The following is an 18950-nucleotide window of genomic DNA, read 5'->3' on the forward strand; positions in this document are numbered from 1 at the left end:
TCCTTTTCTTCGGTCAGGAGAGCCGGGTGATGACGTTGCGGGTGACCGCGGAGACCTGGGGGTCTGTGGCCAGGAGGCGGGCCCAGTCGGTGGTGGCGGCGGTGAAGACCGTGCCGCCCGCTGTGAAGACGCCGAGGGTGGCGGCCCGGGGGCTGGACATCGGCTCACGGGCGGCGAAGTTCCAGTCCGGGGGGAGCTCGGCGATGCCGAGGATCTCGAAGTCCTTCGGCGTTCCGCCCTGCCCGGTGGGACGCGGCCGGCCGGCGGCGTCGTACTCGTAGGCCGCGCCATCGCATTCGTAGCCGATCAGCGCCCCGTCGTGTCCGAGGCTGTCTCCGGCACTCAGCCCCGTGCCGGAGAACACCCAGTGCCTGGGGTCCGTGACGATGAAGCCCCGGCAAGCTCGGGTGCCGTCCCAGTGACCGCCGCCGTTGCGGTAGCTCACGCCCAGGAGCGCGTTCTCCGGCTCTAACTCCCACCAGTGGTCCGGGCAGCCGTACGAGCTGTCCGGATCGGTACCGGCGGGGGCGCCGGGCGGGAACTTGTCACAGGACAACCCCGCCCCGTCCGGAGTGACGCCGACGCGCCACCAGCAAGTGTTGGCGCCGAAGTTGGCGATGTGGCCACCGGCGTCACGGAAGGCGGTCACGTGGCGGCGGATGTCGGTGCTCCAGTATTCGTCGTGACCGGCGGAGACCAGGAGACGGTAGCCGTCACGCAGAAACAGGCCCTCGTGGAGATCCAGGTCGGTGCAGTAGTCGGCCTCGATCCAGTTCCGTTCCATCCAGGCGATGAAGTGGGCGTCCCAATGAGCGAACGTCTGCCGGGGGGACGACGGGTCGTACGCGTCCGGCAGGCCCTTCACCGGCCCGCCGACACCGCCCCCGGGGCGGCGCGTCGTGATCTGGGAGGCGCTGTAGAGGCTGCCGCCGCCCGCTGTGTTGTACGCCTGGTAGGTGAACGTCGGGATCTTGTACAGGATCCTGCGGCCAGAGGGCGCGGAGGGAGTGACGACCAGGAGGATGCGCCCCTCCCTGGCATCCAGCGGCGGAGTGCCGGACGCGCGCTCCGTGCCCAAGACCGCGATGTAGACGCCGGACCGCCACTCCGGGGGTACGAGGAACTCGTACGCGGGCCAGCTCCAGTCCGCGTCGAAACGTCCGGAGGACGCGGCACGGCCGGGCCACTCGACGTGTCCCGCATGCTGCGGTGTGGCTCCCCAGCGGTAGAAGTCAACGTGTACGTGGGGAGCGGTGGTGGCGATGTGCAGGCGCACCACCTCGCCGGCGCGGACGCTGGGCCGGGCCGCGTATCCGTTGACCGGGATCACGCGCCCTCCCTGGGGCGGGCCACACCGGACAGGTGGAACGCGTCGATCGTCTCGACGCGGGCGTCCCAACCCAGACCATCCAGCTGGGAGGTGAGGTCTGCGGGGTCTCGGAGCACCTTCACGGCGACGTGGCGGGAACCGTCGGAGAGGGTGCGACACACGGTCGGTACCGGCGCCTCGTCCACCGTTTCCTCGATCTCCGCCTTCGCCGACGAGTCATCGAGGAACACCGCGCGGCCGCCCGGCGCCAGCGCCCGCCGAAGCAGGTCCCAGAACGGCTCCATCTCGACCGGCGGGACATGGCTGAGCCAGAAGGCGAAGAACACTGTGTCGTACTGGCGGTCCGGCTCCCAGTCGAAGATGTCCGCTTCGATGAAACGGGTCACGGTGCCCCGCATGCGGTCGCGGGCTCGGCGGAGCATCTCCGGTGCCGCGTCCAGCGCGGTCAGGCTGTGGGCCTGGGGGAGGAGCAACTTGGTCCACTGGCCCGTGCCGCAGGCGAGCTCCAGGACGTCACCGTTGACCGGTAGCGCGTCAAGGGCCTTCGCGAGCCGCGGCATGCTCATGCGGTCGCTGTACGTGTCGTCGTACTCGCCGGCTCGATCGCGGTAGTAGGCGATTTGCTGTTCGGACCAGTCGTCCGAACCGTGCTGCTGTGCCTTCGCTTCGGTCATCATGTGACCACCCCTCTCGTCTGCCTGCGGAGCGGTGGAGCTCCGTGCTGAGCAGACTGCCGAGCTGCGTCGGGCAGCGGGCTGCCGTGGTGTCGCACTCGCGATGCAAAACCGCCGCTGGCCAGGCGGCGGGTGCGTGCTCGGGCAGACCTGGCCGAGATGGCCCGGGTGTCGCATCCGTGCTGAACTCCCGTCGCAGTGAAGGCCCTACGCCGCTGGTCAGACCGCCCTACCCTGTTACCGTCGTTGGTGTCGGTCGAAGGAGCTTCGGTGGCCACAGTGCAGCGCTGGACCGGACGGGAGGCGCGCGCTCTGCGGCTCGCGACGCGTCGGAGCGTGCGTGGCTTCGCGTCCTACCTCGGCGTCAGCGACCGGACGGTGTCCCAGTCGTAGGTACGCCGGCCCGGTTGCTTGGGCACGTACCGGACCTGCTTCTGCCGCTCGCGGAAGCTGACCTCGTACGTTCTGCCGTGGACCGTTAGCAGGGGGCGTGCCTGCCTGCGTTTCTTGGATACCGCGATCTCGCCATGACGGACGAGAGCCTGCTCAGTGAGGAGCCGGAGCAGTGAGATCACCCGGGGGAGGACCTCCTCGGAAATTTCAAAGGCACTGTGGTCTGCGGTGACCGCGGCGACCACGTCCTCAACGTCGGTGATCACACGGCTGCGCGCCAGGCGAATCCGATTCCACTCGGTGTTGTCCTCGCCGGTCACCTTGAGTAGGCCGAGAACGAGATCACCCCTCTCCCGCCCGGTGTGCTTGAGGTGGTACCCCTCGGGGGCACACTGCCGCGCCGCGTCGAATGCTCGCCGGTAGCGGGCCCGCTCCTCGTCGCTCGGGTTCGGGATGCGGAGGAAGCGTCCGGCCTCCTGTACTTGGGTGATCAAGGCCGCTCCAATCGCGGCCGGTGAGGGGCGAGGGGGCTTCGGAGTCGCGGACGCGGGCGCTGTCTGTCGGCGGGGAGGGCCAGCCTGTGGTGTCAGCTTGGGGGCCGCCGAACGCTGCCTGCGTGGAGTCCGCTCCGGCCGGTCCGGGTGGTGCCCGTGTTTCAGGTAGAAGCGTCCGTCATTGGTGATGTCCGCCTGCCACCTCCCGCTCTGCTTCGGCATGGTGATCAAGCCCCGCCCCTTGAGGGCGTGAGCGGTGGCGGCAAGTTCCGGGCTGTCTGAGGTCACAGGCTCCGTCCCCTCCCCGATGCGGGTGAGCAGGACCAGCTGGCGATCATTGAGTGGCGACCAACGGTGCATGGTCACGGTCGTACCGTGTGTGCTCGCGTCAGCACAACCTGTATCGAGAAATCACCCAGGCGCCTGGGAAGGTTTTCTTGCGGCCCAATGCCTCGGACGTGAGCCGGCGCTGATGAGCGTGGCAGGCGCGACGCACACGACATGGCGTTTCACGACTTTACGCCTTCCTCGCCATGAACCGGGCCAAGACTGGCTCACCCGGTTCAAACGACGGAAGGAAGCCCCGTGCAGAAGCGAGCATTGCAATTCGTACCCGAGAGCGCCCATGGTGAGGATAAGACCCGCGGCAGGATCCGAGCACATGACGCCTGGGCATTGGAGCTGCCGGTGCTGCTGGACACGATGAACGCACAGGCAGTGGAGATCGACCTAGGGCAGCACGGCATGCAGGCGGCATTGACTGTCCTCTCAGGCCGGATCTGCGTGCTGGTGCGCCCCGGCCTCAGCGAGCAACAACTGTCGGTCGCCATCCGGTCACTTCTCGCTCGATACATTCACCGTCCTGCCCCACACCTGGTTCTCTGGCCACAGCGGGACGGGCAAGGCGTAGTGGTGAAGGAGCCGAGTGACATGTTGTCGGACTCGGTGCTGGAAGACCCGCCGGACGTGACGGCCGATGTCCTTCATCTCTACGGGGACGGAAACTGGGCGCCGAAGGACGGGTGGCGGAGCGACGAAGAGGTCCTCGCGGAGCTTTTGAAACTTGCTGCCATCGACCTGAAGGGCGTCGTGGAGGACATCCCTGAGGAGATGTACCCGTTGCCCGACGGGCTGGGCGCCGTTGTCGCCGCTGGCTATGACGATGAGGGGTTGGCTCACCCACTGGTGTTCCTTCGCCGCGATCTGGCCGTCGGTCTGCGCGTCGACCTCCTCGGCTTTTGCCTTGCGCTGGCCGCCAGCACCGAGTACCAGGACCGGGAACCGGACGAGAACGGCCTGTTCTATGTCGGCACGGAGGCGGGACCGGTGTGCGGCCCGGGGGCTGCGCTCCTGGGTGCTCTGATGGTCCAGCGTTTGGGGCGGCGCCCGGAAGACTGCGCTTTCAAGCTCCTTGACCCGCCGGAGGATTCCGCCCCAGGGGTGGAGCCCGCTGCTTGACCGCGGACAGGCTCTGCCAGGCATCCGTCCCGTAGGTGTCTCGTCGAGATTCTGCTCGGCAGACTCATCGGCGGCTCCCTGAGAGCCGCGTTCCGAGGTCGGCTCCCAAACGGCTCCCAAGATGGCCCCAGGAACGAGTCAGGGGCCTGATCCGCTAAGTGGATCAGGCCCCTGACCTGGTATTTCAGCTGTCGGGGTGGCGGGATTTGAACCCACGACCTCTTCGTCCCGAACGAAGCGCGCTGCCAAGCTGCGCTACACCCCGATCGCCGCCGGTGTCCCGGCGACATCGATTACTTTAGCCCACCCGCGCCCGCAGACGAAATCCGGTTTCTGTTCCATCGGCCGGGGAAGGGGGCCGGGTGCTCAGTCCCGGGCCGTCAGGGTCAGCAGGGTCGCCTCCGGGGGGCAGGCGAAGCGGACCGGGGTGTAGCGGTTGGTGCCGCAGCCGGCGGATACGTGCAGGTAGGCGCGGTGGTCGTCGACGGAGTGGGTGGAGAGGCCCTTGACCCGGTCGGTGTCCAGGTCGCAGTTGGTGACCAGGGCTCCGTAGAAGGGGATGCAGAGCTGGCCGCCGTGGGTGTGACCGGCCAGGATCAGGGGGTAGCCGTCCCTGGTGAAGGCGTCCAGGGAGCGCAGGTAGGGGGCGTGGACCACGCCGATGGAGAGGTCGGCACCTGTTTCGGGGCCGCCGGCCACCTCCGCGTAGCGGTCGCGCTTGATGTGCGGGTCGTCCAGGCCGGTGAAGGCGATCTCCAGGCCGTCGATCTTGAGGCGGCCGCGGGTGTTGGACAGGCCCAGCCAGCCCGCCTCGTCGAAGGCGTCGCGCATCGGTTCCCACGGGTTGTGGACGACGCCGACCGCGGGCGCGTTTCCGTTGAGCCCGTGCTTGCCCTGGGCCTTTTCGAGGAGGTAGCGGGCGGGGTTGCGGAGCTTGGGGCCGTAGTAGTCGTTGGAGCCGAAGACGTACACCCCCGGGAACTCCATCAGCGGACCGAGCGCGTCGAGCAGCTCGGGCACGGCCTCGGGGTCGGAGAGGTTGTCGCCGGTGTTCACGACGAAGTCCGGGCGCAGGCCGGCCAGCGACTGGAGCCAGGCACGCTTCTTGCGCTGGCCGTTCACCATGTGGATGTCGGAGACCTGGAGCACGCGCAACGGGCGTGCCCCGTGCGGGAGTACAGGGATGGTGACCCGTCGCAGCCGGAACGAGCGGGCCTCGAATCCGGCGGCGTAGGCGAGACCGGCTGCGCCGATCGCCGCGCCGACTGCCGTGACTTTCAGGGGTACTCCGTAGCGTGCGCGCATGCGCCCATCGTCGCAGACACCGTGCGGCCAGCAGAAAACCGGCGGGCGCCGATCGCCCCGTACCTGCCACAATCAGCACATGACCACGCTCAAGTCCAAGCTCAAGGAAGACCTCACCACAGCCATGAAGGCGCGTGACGAGCTGACCTCGTCCACGCTGCGGCTGACCCTCACCGCCATCACGAAGGAGGAGGTCAGCGGCACGACGGCCCGCGAGCTCTCCGACGACGAGGTGCAGAAGGTGATCGCCAGGGAGGCGAAGAAGCGCCGGGAGGCGGCCGAAGCCTTCGCACAGGGCGGCCGGACCGAGCAGGCCGAGCGTGAGAGGGCGGAGGGCGAGATTCTCGACGCGTATCTGCCGAAGCAGCTGAGCGACGACGAACTGGGCGTGATCGTGGCGTCCGCAGTCGAGGAGGCGAAGGCCGCCGGGGCCGAGGGGCCGCGCGCGATGGGCGCCGTCATGAAGATCGTGAACCCGAAGGTGGCGGGACGGGCTGACGGCGGCCGGGTGGCCGCCTCGGTGAAGAAGCTTCTCGCGGGCTGAGCCCGCGCCACGTACGCAGACGTACGTGCAGGGACATGGAGAAGGTGGGGTGCCCGGATCGATCCCGATCCGGGCACCCCACCTTCATGTCAGGGGACGAGCCGTGGCTCAGGGGCCCTGTGTGCCGCCGTTGGTCTGGCCGCGGTGGCCACCGCCGTTGTTCCCGCCGGTGAGGCCGGGGAACGGGTTCTTGCCGGTGGGCTTCTTGCCCCCGGCGCCGGGCCGTCCCTCATCCCGGTCCCCGCCCCTGCCCCGGTCGTCGCTCTTCGGCGCGTCCGGGATGTCGACCGTGTTGAAGGAGGGAGCGGCCACGCCGTTGAGGGCCCCCGTCATCGCGTCGCGCCAGATGGGTCCGGGGACCTGTCCGCCGTACACCTTGTCCTGGTACACGCCACCGATGGTGATGTGCTCCATCTCGACGCTCTGGGACGGGCTGCCGACCCAGACCGCGCCGGACATGTTCGGCGTGTACCCGACGAACCAGGCGTTCTTACGGGCGTCGGTCGTACCGGTCTTGCCCGCGTTGTCGCGGCTCTGGAGACCCGCCTCCTGGCCGGTACCGGAGTCGACCACGCCGCGCAGCAGCGTGTTGATGGTGTCGGCCGTCGTCGGCGACATCGCCTGCGAGCAGGAGGTCTTGGGCACGGGGAGCGAGCTGCCGTCGGCCTGCTTGACCGCCTCTATGGCTATCGGCGTGCAGTACGTGCCGCGGTTGGCGAAGGCGGCGTACGCGCTGGCCATGGTCAGCGGCGACAGACCGTTGGAGCCGAGGGTCAGGGTCGACGGGTTCTGCGGGAGCTTGGTGCCGTCGCCCTGCACCAAGCCGAGCTTGTCGGTCATCTTCGAGACCGGGCACATGCCGATGTCCTGGAGCATCTGGACGAAGTAGGTGTTGACCGACTTCTCCATCGCCTCCTTGAGCGCGTACGGGCCCTTCTCGGTCTCGCTCTCGTTCTCCAGGTGATACTTCGGCACCCCGTCGTTGACCCACGGCTTTCCGCAGGACCGCACCGTGTCCGGGTAGTCCATCTCGTACGGCGACGGATAGACCTGCGTGGCCGGCTTGCCGCCCTCTATGGCCGCGGCGGCGAGGAACGGCTTGAAGGTCGAACCGGTCGGGAAGCCGTAGTTGGAGCCGCCCATGGACTTGTTGACCGAGTAGTTGTACTGGGTCTCGTTGGTCCCGAAGCCGTACGGCTTGGACTGGCCCATGCCCATGATCTTGCCGGTGCCCGGCTGGACCAGCGTCACGGCCGTCGCGACCTTGTCCGTCTTGTAGACGTGGTTCTTGATCGAGGCCTGCACCGACTGCTGGGACTGCGGGTCGAGCGTCGTCCGGATGGTCAGGCCGCCCCGGTTCCAGATCTTGGCCCGGTCCTCCTTGGTCTTGCCGAAGACCGGGTCGGTGAGGAATACGTGGCGTACGTAGTCGCAGAAGAAGCCGGCGCCGCTGACGGCGGTGATGCAGCCGTTCTGCGGCTTCTTGACCTTCAGCTTGATCGGGTTCGCCTTCGCCTTGTCGGCCTCGGCCTGCGTGATGTCGCCGACGTCCGCCATGCGCTGGAGCACGGTGTTGCGGCGCTTGGTCGCCTCGGCCGTGTCGTTGACCGGGTCGTAGCGGCTGGGCGACTGCACGAGGCCGGCCAGCAGCGCGGCCTCCTCCAGCGTCAGGTCCTTCGCCGACTTGGAGAAGTAGCGCTGGGAGGCGGCCTCGATGCCGTAGGCCTGCTGCCCGAAGAAGGTGATGTTGAGGTAGTTCTCCAGGATTTTCTTCTTGCCGAGCTCCTCCTCGACCTGGATCGCGTACTTCAGCTCCTGGACCTTGCGGCCCATCGTCTGCTGGGTGGCCTGCGCGACCTTGTCCGGGTCGTCGCCCGCCTCCTCGACGAAGACGTTCTTCACGTACTGCTGGGTGAGGGTCGAGGCGCCCTCGGCGGTCCCGCCCGCCTGCACATTGCGGTTCAGCGCGCGCAGGATGCCCTTGAGGTCGACGGCCCCGTGCTCGTAGAAGCGGGCGTCCTCGATCGCGACGATCGCCTGCTGCATGTACGGCGAGATGTCCTTCAGCGGGACCACCGTGCGGTCGCGCGAATACACCGAGGCGATCATTCCGCCCTTGCTGTCCAGGATCGTGGTGCGCTGGCTCAGCGGTGGGGTCTTGAGGTTGGCGGGGATCTCGTCGAATCCCTCGACCGTTCCCTTGGTGGCGAGCCCCAGTGCTCCGGCGGCCGGCAGCGCGATGCCCGCGAGAACGACTCCGGAGAGTGCGGCGACTCCGAGGAACTTGGCGGCCTGCTGGGTCGTCGAGAGACCCCCGCCCGAGCGCTTCTTTGGCATGGGGGCAGCCTACGTTCTCATTCGCCGGACACACGTATATGCCTTGGCCTAAGCTGCTCTCAACTGTCACAGCTGTCCGGTTCCGTACCAACCCCCGTGCACATCCCGGCCACGGCCTCAGGCACTCCCGAATTCGCCTCGTGTGTCACTCGACGTCCGTTGTGATCCAGGTGAACTGTCCTGATTCTGCCGGGATGGTCGCGTATGCCCTCGCCTCACTCCCCTGGGTGATCTGCCGCATACGCATAGTCCGTTCGGGCCATTCAAGATTGGGCCCGAAGGGGGTGTTGTGCTGCCCCTACCTTCCGTAACGTCCTCAACTGGCAGCGGTGAATATGCCGCTACCGCCGTGGGGGAGCCTCGATTCGGGAGAGGACGGCGCCGTGATGGGCTGGGTAACCGACTGGAGTGCGCAGGCAGCCTGCCGCACTACCGATCCGGATGAACTGTTCGTACAAGGGGCAGCGCAGAACAGGGCCAAGGCGGTGTGCACCGGATGCCCGGTGCGGACCGAGTGCCTGGCCGATGCGCTGGACAATCGCGTCGAATTCGGCGTGTGGGGCGGAATGACCGAGCGGGAGCGTCGCGCACTGCTGCGCAGGCGGCCCACCGTCACGTCCTGGCGCCGGCTGCTGGAGACCGCACGCAGCGAGTACGAGCAGTCCGCGGGCATTCTGCCCGTGGCGATCGGACTGGACGACGACGAACTTCACGAGAGGTACGCCGCGGTGGGATAGGACTGACGAGCGGTTACGCAGCTCCGGCCGGGACAGAACCGGTCGCGAGCCGGTCCCCTACGGCCCGAAGCCCTTCGAGGTCGTGTACGTCACCGGGCAGCGCGGCCACTTCGGTCACGGCGACCTCGGGGTGCAGTGCGGTGAAGCGGTCGCGTGTGCGCTGTTCGCGCGCGACCATTTGCATCCGTTCGGCATGCAACCGCAACAGACCTGCGGTCAGCTCCTCGACGGAGGGGGTTCCGGGGGTATCGGGAATGTGTCCCGGCGTCGGCTCGCGGTCTTCGGTGTCCTCGCGCTCGGAGTTGTCGGACGTGGCGTCGGGGGTGGTGTCCGGTGCGGCACCGGGCGTAGGAACGGCCTCGGGAGAGTCGGCCGACCGGTCGGCCGGGTCACGAAGTCCAGCCTTCCCGGCCGTCTGATCCACAATGCCGACCCCGTCAAGATTTTCTGCGGCGGCCAGAGCCTGCTCGGTGGAAAGCCGGGCGGCATCGCTGCCATGGACCCGGTTGAGCACCAGTCCGGCCAGCGGCATCTCCTCCGCGGCCAGCCGTTCCACGAAGTACGCCGCCTCGCGCAGCGCGTCCGGCTCCGGTGTCGCGACGACGAGGAACGCCGTACCGGGGGCCTGGAGGAGTCTGTACGTGGCGTCGGCCCGGGTACGGAATCCGCCGAACATGGTGTCCATGGCCGCGACGAAGGTCTGTACGTCGCGCAGGAACTGACCGCCGAGCAGTTTTCCGAGGGTGCCGGTCATCATCGACATGCCGACGTTCAGGAACTTCATCCCCGCCCGGCCGCCCATCTTCGCCGGGGCCATCAGCAGCTTGATGAACTTTCCGTCCAGGAACGAACCGAGCCGCTTGGGCGCATCCAGGAAGTCCAGCGCGGAGCGCGACGGAGGGGTGTCGACGATGATCAGATCCCACTCGTTGCGCGCCCGGAGCTGTCCGAGCTTCTCCATCGCCATGTACTCCTGCGTGCCCGCGAATCCGGCCGACAGGGACTGGTAGAAGGGGTTCTCCAGGATCGCGCGGGCCCGTTCGCCGTCCGCGTGCGCCTCGACGATCTCGTCGAAGGTCCGCTTCATGTCGAGCATCATGGCGTGCAGTTCCCCGGCGCCCTCGCCGTCGATGCCAGGCACCCGGCGAGGGATGTTGTCCAGCGAGTCGATGCCCATGGACTGGGCGAGCCTGCGGGCCGGGTCGATGGTGAGCACGACGACCTTGCGGCCGCGTTCGGCCGCCCGTACGCCCAGAGCCGCCGCGGTCGTGGTCTTGCCGACGCCGCCCGAACCGCAGCACACGACGATTCGGATGTCGGGATCGTCGAGCAGTGCGTCGGTGTCCAGCGCGGGCGCGGAAACGGGTGCGGATGCGGGGGATCCGGCCGTGTCCGTCTTCGCGGTCGCGGCCGTTTCCGTGCGCTGTGTCATGTGCCCACCCCTTGTCCCGCCCCTTCGCCCACGCCCTGCTTGCGGAGCTCGGTCGCCAGGTCGTAGAGACCGGCCGGGTCCATCCCCTCGCCGATCAAAGGGAGTTCGTACCCCGGAAGCTCCAGGTCCGCGAGGACGGCGCGCTGTTCGCGCTCCAGCTCGACCCGCTGGGCGTGCTCGGCCGCCTGCTCGACCAGGGGGCGCACGAGCCCCGCGGAGCCGGTCACTCCCGCCCGGGTCAGCGCCTTGGCGATCTCCTTGCGGCGGCCGCCCGCGGCGGTGCGCAGGGTGTCCTCGTCCAGCAGATGGGGCCGCACCATGTTCACGATGACGCGGCCCACCGGCAGTTCGGCGGCGCGCAGTTCGGCGATGCCGTCCGCGGTCTCCTGGACCGGCATCTCCTCCAGCAGCGTCACCAGATGGACGGCGGTCTCCGGGGACTTCAGCACCCGCATCACGGCCTGGGCCTGATTGTGTATCGGGCCGATCCTGGCCAGCCCCGCCACCTCGTCGTTCACATTGAGGAAGCGGGTGATGCGCCCGGTGGGCGGGGCATCCATGATCACGTAGTCGTAGACGTACTGGTTCTGCTTGTCCTTGCGGCGTACGGCTTCGCAGGCCTTGCCGGTCAGCAGCACGTCCCGCACGCCGGGCGCGATCGTGGTGGCGAAGTCGATCGCGCCGAGCTTCTTGAGCGCCCGGCCCGCGCTGCCCAGCTTGTAGAACATCTGGAGGTAGTCGAGAAGGGCGCGCTCGGCGTCGATCGCGAGGGCGTAGACCTCGCCGCCGCCCGGCGCGACGGCGATCTTGCGCTCCTCGTACGGGAGGGACTCCGTCTCGAAGACCTGGGCGATGCCCTGCCTGCCCTCGACCTCCACGAGAAGGGTGCGCTTGCCCTCGGTCGCGAGGGCAAGCGCGAGGGCGGCGGCGACCGTGGTCTTACCGGTACCGCCCTTGCCACTGACGACCTGGAACCTGCTCACGTATTCGAGCCTAACCAGTCGCGCCGCAGCCTACGCACGAGGCCGTGCGTGCCAGGTATTACAGTCGGGCCATGACCAAGTGGGAATACGCGACCGTGCCCCTTCTCGTGCACGCGACCAAGCAGATTCTGGACACCTGGGGCGAGGACGGCTGGGAGCTGGTCCAGGTCGTTCCCGGCCCGAACAACCCCGAGCAGCTCGTGGCCTACCTGAAGCGGGAGAAGGCGTAGTGGCGGGCGCCGTCGAGGCGAAGCTCGCCGAGCTCGGGCTGACGCTGCCGGACGTCGTACCGCCGCTGGCCTCGTACCAGCCGGCCGTGCAGTCGGGGGTGTACGTGCACACCTCCGGCCAGCTGCCGATGGTGGACGGCAAGCTCGCCGTCACCGGCAAGGTCGGTGCCGAGGTCACGCCCGACGAGGCCAAGGAACTGGCGAAGACCTGCGCGCTCAACGCGCTGGCCGCCGTGAAGTCCGTCGCGGGCGACCTGGACCGGATCGCGCGGGTGGTGAAGGTCGTGGGCTTCGTCGCCTCGGCGTCCGACTTCACCGGGCAGCCCGCCGTGATCAACGGTGCCAGCGAGCTGCTGGGCGCGGTGCTCGGCGACAAGGGCGTGCACGCGCGCAGCGCGGTGGGCGTCGCGGTGCTGCCGCTGGACGCACCGGTCGAGGTCGAGGTCCAGGTCGAGCTGGTCGAGGCCTAGGGATTCAGGTTCTCCACCGCTTTTTCCGATCCCGTCCGGTTGCCGCGACCGGGCGGGATCGTCCATGTACGGGGGCAGGTACGGCAGCTGAGCATCGATGTGCCTGCCGGACCCGGTGTGCCTCTCGATGCGCTTTCCCATGCACCTCTCGAACATCGGCGCGGTTCCGGATAGCCTCCGGCCATGTCCAATGGTCAGTGGTACCCACCGGAATGGCCCGACCGGATCCGGGCACTCGCCGCAGGTGAGCTGACGGCCGCGACCCCGAAGCGGGCCGCCACGGTGATGCTGCTCCGGGACTCCGCCGCCGACACCGAGGGCGGTCCCGCCGTCCACATGCTGCGCCGCCGCGCCTCCATGGCATTTGCCGGAGGGGCGTACGCCTATCCGGGTGGCGGGGTCGACCCGCGCGACGACGACCGGCTCGTCGGCTGGGCCGGGCCCGCGCTGGAGACCTGGGCCGAGCGGCTCGGCGTCGGGACTCCGGCCGAGGCCCAGGCCATCGTCTGCGCAGCGGTCCGCGAGACCTACGAGGAGGCGGGCGTCCTGCTCGCGGGTCCGGGCGCCGGCATGGTGGTCGGCGACATCACCGGCGCCGACTGGGAGGCCGACCGGGAGGCGCTGGTCGCCCGGGAGCTGTCCTTCGCCGAGTTCCTGGACCGGCGCGGGCTGGTGCTGCGCTCGGACCTGCTGGGCGCCTGGGCACGCTGGATCACCCCCGAGTTCGAGCCCCGCCGCTACGACACCTGGTTCTTCGTCGCCGCGCTCCCCGAGGGCCAGCGCACCCGCAACGCCTCCACAGAGGCCGACCGCACGGTGTGGATCCGGCCCGGCGAGGCGGCCGACGGATACGACAGGGGCGAGCTGCTGATGATGCCGCCGACCGTGTCGACGCTGCGGGCACTGAGGCCGTACGGGACGGCCGCCGAGGCCCTGAAGGCGGCGGATTCCCAGGACCTCGCCCCCGTACTGGCACAGGCGCGGCTGGAGGGCGACGAGTTGGTGCTGAGCTGGCCGGGACACGACGAGTTCACCAAGCACATTCCGAGCGGCGGCGTGGGCGGTGAGGCCGTATGACCGAGGCCACAGCCCTTCCGGGGCAGCCGCGCGGAGTGGTCCGGTCCGGGCCCGCCACCAGCCGTGCAGTCAACGTCCTCGCCCCCAACGCCTCGCCGATGACGCTGGACGGCACCAACACCTGGATCGTCGCCGAGCCCGACTCCGATCTGGCTGTCGTCATCGACCCGGGCCCGCTGGACGACACGCATCTGCGGGCCGTCATCGAGACCGCCGAGCGGGCCGGCCGCAGGATCGCGCTCACCCTGCTCACCCACGGACACCCCGACCACGCGGAGGGCGCGGCGCGGTTCGCCGAGCTGACCCGTACGAAGGTGCGTGCCCTGGACCCGGCGCTGCGGCTGGGCGACGAGGGGCTGACCACGGGCGATGTGATCACCACCGGCGGCCTGGAGCTGCGGGTCGTGCCGACCCCCGGGCACACCGCGGACTCGCTCTCCTTCCATCTGCCCGCCGACCGGGCGGTGCTGACGGGGGACACGATCCTCGGGCGCGGTACCACGGTCGTCGCGCATCCGGACGGGCGGCTCGGCGACTACCTCGACTCGCTGCGCAGGCTACGGTCACTGACCGTCGACGACGGTGTGCACACGGTGCTGCCGGGGCACGGCCCGGTGCTGGACGACGCGCAGGGCGCGGTCGAGTTCTACCTCGCGCACCGCGCGCACCGGCTGGCCCAGGTGGAGACGGCCGTCGAGGCGGGCCACCGGTCGGCGTCGGCGGTGGTGGCGCAGGTGTACGCGGATGTGGACCGATCCCTGTGGCCCGCCGCGGAACTCTCGGTGCTGGCTCAGCTGGAGTACCTGGGCGAGCACGGATTGGTCTGATCGGCGGCACAAGCACGGGAAGGCCACGCCGGGCGGCGGGGCCTTCCCGTGGCTAGGGCCTGTCCGGCGGATCATGGCTGGGGTCGCGGCGTCTGGCACGGCGCCTCGCGGCGTTGCCGAAACGTCCGAACAGCTCCGCTATCAAGACGCTCCGGCGCCTTGCGATGCACCCGCACCGGACGCCGCGCCCTGTCCGACCCTGATCCGCCGGACAGGCCCTAGCGTGACCGCTTCGCCAGGCGCTCCACGTCCAGCAGGATCACGGCGCGCGCCTCCAGGCGCAGCCAGCCGCGGCCGGCGAAGTCGGCGAGTGCCTTGTTGACCGTCTCGCGGGAGGCGCCGACCAGCTGGGCCAGCTCTTCCTGGGTCAGGTCGTGGACGACGTGGATGCCTTCCTCCGACTGGACGCCGAAGCGGCGCGACAGGTCGAGGAGGGCGCGGGCGACACGGCCCGGCACGTCGGAGAAGACCAGGTCGGACATCTGGTCGTTGGTCTTGCGCAGGCGGCGGGCGACGGCACGCAGCAGGGCCGTGGCCACCTCGGGGCGGGCGTTCAGCCAGGGCTGGAGGTCGCCGTGGCCCAGGCCGAGGAGCTTGACCTCGGTCAGCGCGGTCGCGGTGGCGGTGCGGGGGCCCGGGTCGAAGAGCGACAGCTCGCCGATCAGCTCGCCGGGGCCGAGGACGGCCAGCATGTTCTCGCGTCCGTCGGGGGAGGTGCGGTGGAGCTTCACCTTGCCCTCGGTGACCACGTAGAGGCGGTCGCCCGGGTCACCCTCGTGGAAGAGCGCGTCGCCGCGTGCGAGGGTCACCTCACTCATCGAGGCGCGGAGCTCCGCGGCCTGCTCGTCATCGAGCGCCGCGAAAAGCGGGGCGCGCCGCAGAACGTCGTCCACGAGTTCTCTCCTTGTCGGCCTGTCCAGGGAACCGTGGTCCCCATCATGCCGGACGGTAAAACAGTGCGATCAATCACAAACCAGTTTGACGCACGGGCGTGCCGATCCGAGCGGCAGGGGGCCGATTGGGGGCCGATGCACGGTGACAGGCGCAGATGTCAGCGTGTGGCTCTAGGCTGGCCGGGTGTCCAAGTCGCCGGTGAGAGCGCAGGCCAAGGGGGCTGATGGGGTGTCGGAAGGCCGTGATTCCGCTGTGGGCGAACAGGGTGCGATTCGTCGGGAAAAAGCGACAAAACGCCCCGTGGGGGAGTCGGTGAAACGCCCCGCGAAGGCGCAGCCGAAGTCGGCAGAGGCGGCGGGAGCGGGAGCGGGGTGGAAGCCGGAATCGCGTCTGGCGATGGTGCGCCGCGCCCGCAGGATCAACCGCGAGCTCGCCGAGCTCTACCCGTACGCCCACCCCGAGCTGGACTTCAGGAACCCCTTCGAGCTCCTGGTCGCCACAGTCCTCTCCGCACAGACCACCGATCTGAGGGTCAACCAGACCACCCCCGCGCTCTTCGCTGCTTACCCCACCCCCGAGGACATGGCCGCGGCCGTCCCGGAGGAATTGGAGGAGCTCATCCGGCCGACCGGATTCTTCCGGGCCAAGACCAAGTCGCTGATAGGCCTCTCCGTCGCGCTCAGGGACAATTTCGGCGGCGAGGTCCCGGGCCGGCTCGCTGATCTCGTCACGCTTCCGGGGGTCGGCCGCAAGACCGCCAATGTCGTTCTGGGTAATGCCTTCGGCGTCCCCGGCATCACCGTCGACACCCATTTCGGCCGTCTGGTCCGGCGCTGGCGGTGGACGGATCAGGAGGATCCGGAGAAGGTCGAGGCCGAAATCGCTGCGATCTTCCCCAAGAGCGAATGGACGATGCTTTCGCACCGGGTCGTCTTCCACGGCCGCCGGATCTGCCATGCCCGCAAGCCCGCCTGCGGCGCCTGCCCGATCGCCCCGCTCTGTCCCGCGTACGGCGAGGGCGAGACGGACCCGGAGAAGGCCAAGAAGCTGCTGAAGTACGAGATGGGCGGCCAGCCGGGGCAGCGGCTGAGCCCGCCGGCGGACTACCCCGGCAGGCCCGCGCCGCCCCTCGGGGCCGACTGAGCCACGGCACCGTTCCGGAGCCGACGCACGCCGCCGGTCCGGAACGGCCGGAACGAAATGCGTGACGACAGGCGTTGTGAGACGAGGGGTGCCTATGAAGACGCACGAGCAGAGCACGGAACGCGGGCGCGGGGCTGAGCGCGGACACGGCACGGAGCGCGGACACGGCACGGAAGTGGCGGCCGCGTCCACAGCGGGAAACCGGGCGGTAACCGCGCCCGCAGCGGGAGGCCCGGCAGCGGTCAGTCCGGCGGCGGCGGTCGCGGCGGCCGCCGCCGCGGCAGGCGCCGGTGAGGACGCCGCGATCGCCGTCACGACCGCGGGCCTGCCCGCCTGGCTCGACCCCGTGGCCCGGGCCGCGCGGACGGTCGGGCCCGACCAGCTCAGCCGCTTTCTGCCGCCGGAGAGCGGTGCCGGGCGGCAGTCCGCCGTGCTCGTGCTCTTCGGTGAGGGAGAGCGCGGCCCCGAGCTGCTCCTCATGGAGCGGTCCGGAAGTCTGCGCTCCCACGCCGGGCAGCCGTCCTTCCCCGGCGGCTCCCTGGATCCGGAGGACGGCGACCAGGCGACGACAGGGCCGCTCAGGGCCGCTCTGCGGGAGGCCAGGGAGGAGACCGGCCTCGATCCGCGCGGGGTCCAGATCTTCGGAGTGCTGCCACGGCTCTACATCCCCGTGAGCGGCTTCGTGGTGACGCCGGTCCTCGGCTGGTGGCATTCGCCGAGTCCGGTCGGTGTTGTCGATCCGGGTGAGACGGCCCGGGTCTTCACCGTTCCCGTGGCGGATCTCACGGATCCGGCCAACCGCGCGACCGCGGTCCATCCGAGCGGCCACCGAGGCCCGGCATTCCTGGTCGAATCCGCCCTGGTGTGGGGCTTCACGGCCGGCGTGATCGACCGCATTCTGCACTACGCGGGCTGGGAGCGCCCCTGGGACACTGCCAGGCAGGTGCCGCTCGACTGGCGCGCATGACAGTCTGAGACCCCTGCTGAGCTGTCCGGCCCCGCCCGGACCCAGCCGAAGGAACGGGCCCGGTGACGAATCTGCGAGGCTATAGACGTTGAACGTGCTGGACATCCTGCTGCTGGCCGGCGCCGTGTGGTTCGCGGTCATCGGCTACCGACAGGGGTTCGTCGTCGGCATCCTGTCGGTGATCGGGTTCCTGGGCGGCGGTCTCGTCGCCGTCTACCTGCTGCCGGTCCTGTGGGACCAGCTGACGAACGGCTCCGAGGTCTCGTCGACGGCTGCCGTCGTCGCCGTCGTCATCGTGATCGTCTGCGCCTCGGTGGGCCAGGCATTCACCACTCACCTCGGCAACAAGCTCCGCCGGTACATCACGTGGTCGCCCGCGCGCGCCCTCGACGCCACCGGCGGCGCCCTGGTCAACGTCGTCGCGATGCTGTTGGTCGCCTGGCTGATCGGCTCCGCGCTGGCCGGCACCTCACTGCCGACGCTGGGCAAGGAGGTCCGCAGCTCCTCGGTCCTGCTCGGCATCTCCCGGGTGATGCCCACGCAGGCCTCCACATGGTTCACGGACTTCTCCTCGGTCCTCGCGCAGAACGGCTTCCCGCAGGTCTTCAGCCCGTTCGCCAATGAGCCGATCACGGAGGTCCAGGCCCCGGACCCGGCGCTGGTGGGCAGCCCTGTCGCGGCCCTCGCCAAGAAGTCCATCGTCAAGGTCGTCGGTACGGCCCCGAGCTGCGGCAAGGTCCTCGAAGGCACCGGTTTCGTCTTCTCCGACCGCCGGGTGATGACCAACGCGCACGTCGTCGGCGGCGTCGACGAGCCGACCGTCCAGATCGGCGGCCAGGGCCGGCTGTACGACGCGAAGGTCGTCCTGTACGACTGGCAGCGCGACATCGCCGTGCTCGACGTACCGGACCTCGACGCGAAGCCGCTGGAGTTCGCCGACACCGACCACGATGCCCGGACGGGGGACGGCGCCATCGTCGCGGGCTTCCCGGAGAACGGCTCGTACGACGTACGTGCCGCGCGCGTCCGGGGCCGTATCGGCGCCAAGGGCCCGGACATCTACCGCCGGGGCACCGTCCGCCGGGATGTGTACTCGCTCTTCGCCACGGTCCGTCAGGGCAACTCCGGCGGCCCGCTGCTCACCCCCGGCGGCCAGGTGTTCGGCGTCGTCTTCGCCAAGTCGCTCGACGACCCCGAGACCGGCTACGCGCTGACGGCCGATGAGATCCGCCAGGACATCAAGCGCGGCCGCTCCGCCAACCAGCAGGTCGACAGCCAGGCATGCGCGCTCTGAACACCTGCCCCTGAGCGGCCGGTCCTTGAGCGGCCTGTGTGCGAGCGGCCTGTGTGCGGCAGGGGCCGGGCGCAGCACGGCGCGCCGAGACCCGGGAGAGCCGTGGTGAAGTCCCGCCCGGCCGGTGAGCGTTCACCGACCGGGCGGGGCGGAGATCATCCGCGTGGATGGCGCAGCCGCGCCGAGACCCAGCGGGCCCGACGGCGCAGAATGCGCGGAATGCCAAGCCGGGGATCATGCAGAACACGCATATCGTGCACCCGGCCCTGGGGGCTGCCCCCCTCATGAGCGCTCAAACCCGCCGCGGCGGTTGAGCGGCGGTCGCGTGCTGTGTCACCGAAGTCGTGCGTCCAGCCCATAC

19 protein-coding genes and 1 tRNA gene are annotated in these 18950 nt (G+C 69.4%); 10 read left to right on the forward strand and 10 right to left on the reverse strand.

Annotation, left to right across the window (positions count from 1 at the left end; translation table 11 throughout):
- Positions 1–13: 13 nt before the first annotated feature.
- The 3 genes from ACWCQ6_RS05705 to ACWCQ6_RS05715 all read right to left on the reverse strand — a co-directional run bounded on the left by ACWCQ6_RS05705 (position 14) and on the right by ACWCQ6_RS05715 (position 2891).
- Entirely contained in the window at positions 14–1330 is a 1317-nt protein-coding gene (locus ACWCQ6_RS05705; RefSeq protein WP_451085756.1) for a N,N-dimethylformamidase beta subunit family domain-containing protein, read from the reverse strand.
- Complete coding sequence (locus ACWCQ6_RS05710) at positions 1327–2004, reverse strand: class I SAM-dependent methyltransferase (RefSeq protein ID WP_451085907.1); 678 nt, start codon at positions 2002–2004, stop codon at positions 1327–1329. The genes ACWCQ6_RS05705 and ACWCQ6_RS05710 overlap by 4 nt, the downstream gene beginning before the upstream one ends.
- A gap of 353 nt (positions 2005–2357) precedes the next feature.
- The gene (locus ACWCQ6_RS05715) at positions 2358–2891 is read right to left on the reverse strand and encodes a hypothetical protein (protein ID WP_451085758.1); all 534 of its coding nucleotides are present in this window, start codon (positions 2889–2891) and stop codon (positions 2358–2360) included.
- A 585-nt stretch (positions 2892–3476) separates the two neighbouring features.
- Between ACWCQ6_RS05715 and ACWCQ6_RS05720 the strand changes: the two genes are divergently transcribed.
- Positions 3477–4349: a hypothetical protein gene (locus ACWCQ6_RS05720; RefSeq protein ID WP_451085760.1), complete on the forward strand. Its 873-nt coding sequence runs from the start codon at positions 3477–3479 to the stop codon at positions 4347–4349.
- Between the two features lie 191 nt (positions 4350–4540).
- Here the strand turns inward: ACWCQ6_RS05720 and ACWCQ6_RS05725 are convergent.
- A tRNA-Pro gene (locus tag ACWCQ6_RS05725) sits at positions 4541–4614 on the reverse strand.
- Between the two features lie 101 nt (positions 4615–4715).
- Positions 4716–5654 (reverse strand): metallophosphoesterase, encoded by a 939-nt coding sequence (locus ACWCQ6_RS05730; protein WP_451085762.1) that lies wholly within the window; start codon positions 5652–5654, stop codon positions 4716–4718.
- Positions 5655–5733: 79 nt separating this feature from the next.
- Between ACWCQ6_RS05730 and ACWCQ6_RS05735 the strand changes: the two genes are divergently transcribed.
- Complete coding sequence (locus ACWCQ6_RS05735; RefSeq protein WP_451085764.1) at positions 5734–6198, forward strand: GatB/YqeY domain-containing protein; 465 nt, start codon at positions 5734–5736, stop codon at positions 6196–6198.
- A gap of 108 nt (positions 6199–6306) precedes the next feature.
- On the opposite strand, the gene ACWCQ6_RS05740 is transcribed toward ACWCQ6_RS05735, so the two are convergent.
- Positions 6307–8535, reverse strand: coding sequence for a transglycosylase domain-containing protein (locus tag ACWCQ6_RS05740; RefSeq protein WP_451085766.1), 2229 nt, complete (start codon positions 8533–8535; stop codon positions 6307–6309).
- A 386-nt stretch (positions 8536–8921) separates the two neighbouring features.
- Between ACWCQ6_RS05740 and ACWCQ6_RS05745 the strand changes: the two genes are divergently transcribed.
- Positions 8922–9272: a WhiB family transcriptional regulator gene (locus ACWCQ6_RS05745; protein WP_187438703.1), complete on the forward strand. Its 351-nt coding sequence runs from the start codon at positions 8922–8924 to the stop codon at positions 9270–9272.
- Between the two features lie 13 nt (positions 9273–9285).
- On the opposite strand, the gene ACWCQ6_RS05750 is transcribed toward ACWCQ6_RS05745, so the two are convergent.
- Together ACWCQ6_RS05750 and ACWCQ6_RS05755 are read right to left on the reverse strand one after the other, a co-directional pair.
- Positions 9286–10704, reverse strand: coding sequence for an ArsA family ATPase (locus ACWCQ6_RS05750; RefSeq protein ID WP_451085768.1), 1419 nt, complete (start codon positions 10702–10704; stop codon positions 9286–9288).
- On the reverse strand, positions 10701–11687 hold the full coding sequence (locus ACWCQ6_RS05755; RefSeq protein ID WP_451085770.1) for an ArsA family ATPase: 987 nt from the start codon (positions 11685–11687) through the stop codon (positions 10701–10703). The genes ACWCQ6_RS05750 and ACWCQ6_RS05755 overlap by 4 nt, the downstream gene beginning before the upstream one ends.
- A gap of 71 nt (positions 11688–11758) precedes the next feature.
- Between ACWCQ6_RS05755 and ACWCQ6_RS05760 the strand changes: the two genes are divergently transcribed.
- The 4 genes from ACWCQ6_RS05760 to ACWCQ6_RS05775 all read left to right on the forward strand — a co-directional run bounded on the left by ACWCQ6_RS05760 (position 11759) and on the right by ACWCQ6_RS05775 (position 14291).
- Complete coding sequence (locus tag ACWCQ6_RS05760; RefSeq protein WP_003967454.1) at positions 11759–11917, forward strand: DUF4177 domain-containing protein; 159 nt, start codon at positions 11759–11761, stop codon at positions 11915–11917.
- On the forward strand, positions 11917–12387 hold the full coding sequence (locus ACWCQ6_RS05765; protein ID WP_451085772.1) for a RidA family protein: 471 nt from the start codon (positions 11917–11919) through the stop codon (positions 12385–12387). Before ACWCQ6_RS05760 ends, ACWCQ6_RS05765 begins: the two co-directional genes overlap by 1 nt.
- A 183-nt stretch (positions 12388–12570) precedes the next feature.
- Complete coding sequence (locus tag ACWCQ6_RS05770) at positions 12571–13464, forward strand: NUDIX hydrolase (protein ID WP_451085774.1); 894 nt, start codon at positions 12571–12573, stop codon at positions 13462–13464.
- A complete protein-coding gene (locus ACWCQ6_RS05775; protein WP_451085776.1) occupies positions 13461–14291 on the forward strand; it encodes an MBL fold metallo-hydrolase in 831 nt (276 codons plus the stop codon). The genes ACWCQ6_RS05770 and ACWCQ6_RS05775 overlap by 4 nt, the downstream gene beginning before the upstream one ends.
- A 218-nt stretch (positions 14292–14509) precedes the next feature.
- Here the strand turns inward: ACWCQ6_RS05775 and ACWCQ6_RS05780 are convergent, their stop codons facing one another.
- On the reverse strand, positions 14510–15184 hold the full coding sequence (locus tag ACWCQ6_RS05780) for a Crp/Fnr family transcriptional regulator (protein ID WP_014046869.1): 675 nt from the start codon (positions 15182–15184) through the stop codon (positions 14510–14512).
- Positions 15185–15497: 313 nt separating this feature from the next.
- On the opposite strand from ACWCQ6_RS05780, the gene nth reads away from it, so the two are divergent.
- The 3 genes from nth to ACWCQ6_RS05795 all read left to right on the forward strand — a co-directional run bounded on the left by nth (position 15498) and on the right by ACWCQ6_RS05795 (position 18589).
- Positions 15498–16328 (forward strand): endonuclease III, encoded by an 831-nt coding sequence (gene nth, locus ACWCQ6_RS05785; RefSeq protein WP_451085778.1) that lies wholly within the window; start codon positions 15498–15500, stop codon positions 16326–16328.
- Between the two features lie 94 nt (positions 16329–16422).
- Complete coding sequence (locus ACWCQ6_RS05790; protein ID WP_451085780.1) at positions 16423–17295, forward strand: NUDIX hydrolase; 873 nt, start codon at positions 16423–16425, stop codon at positions 17293–17295.
- Between the two features lie 88 nt (positions 17296–17383).
- On the forward strand, positions 17384–18589 hold the full coding sequence (locus tag ACWCQ6_RS05795) for a MarP family serine protease (RefSeq protein WP_451085782.1): 1206 nt from the start codon (positions 17384–17386) through the stop codon (positions 18587–18589).
- A gap of 155 nt (positions 18590–18744) precedes the next feature.
- On the opposite strand, the gene ACWCQ6_RS05800 is transcribed toward ACWCQ6_RS05795, so the two are convergent.
- Entirely contained in the window at positions 18745–18948 is a 204-nt protein-coding gene (locus ACWCQ6_RS05800) for a hypothetical protein (protein WP_451085784.1), read from the reverse strand.
- Between the last annotated feature and the right edge of the window lie 2 nt (positions 18949–18950).

The sequence above is a fragment of the Streptomyces sp. NPDC001880 genome, from assembly GCF_053594575.1.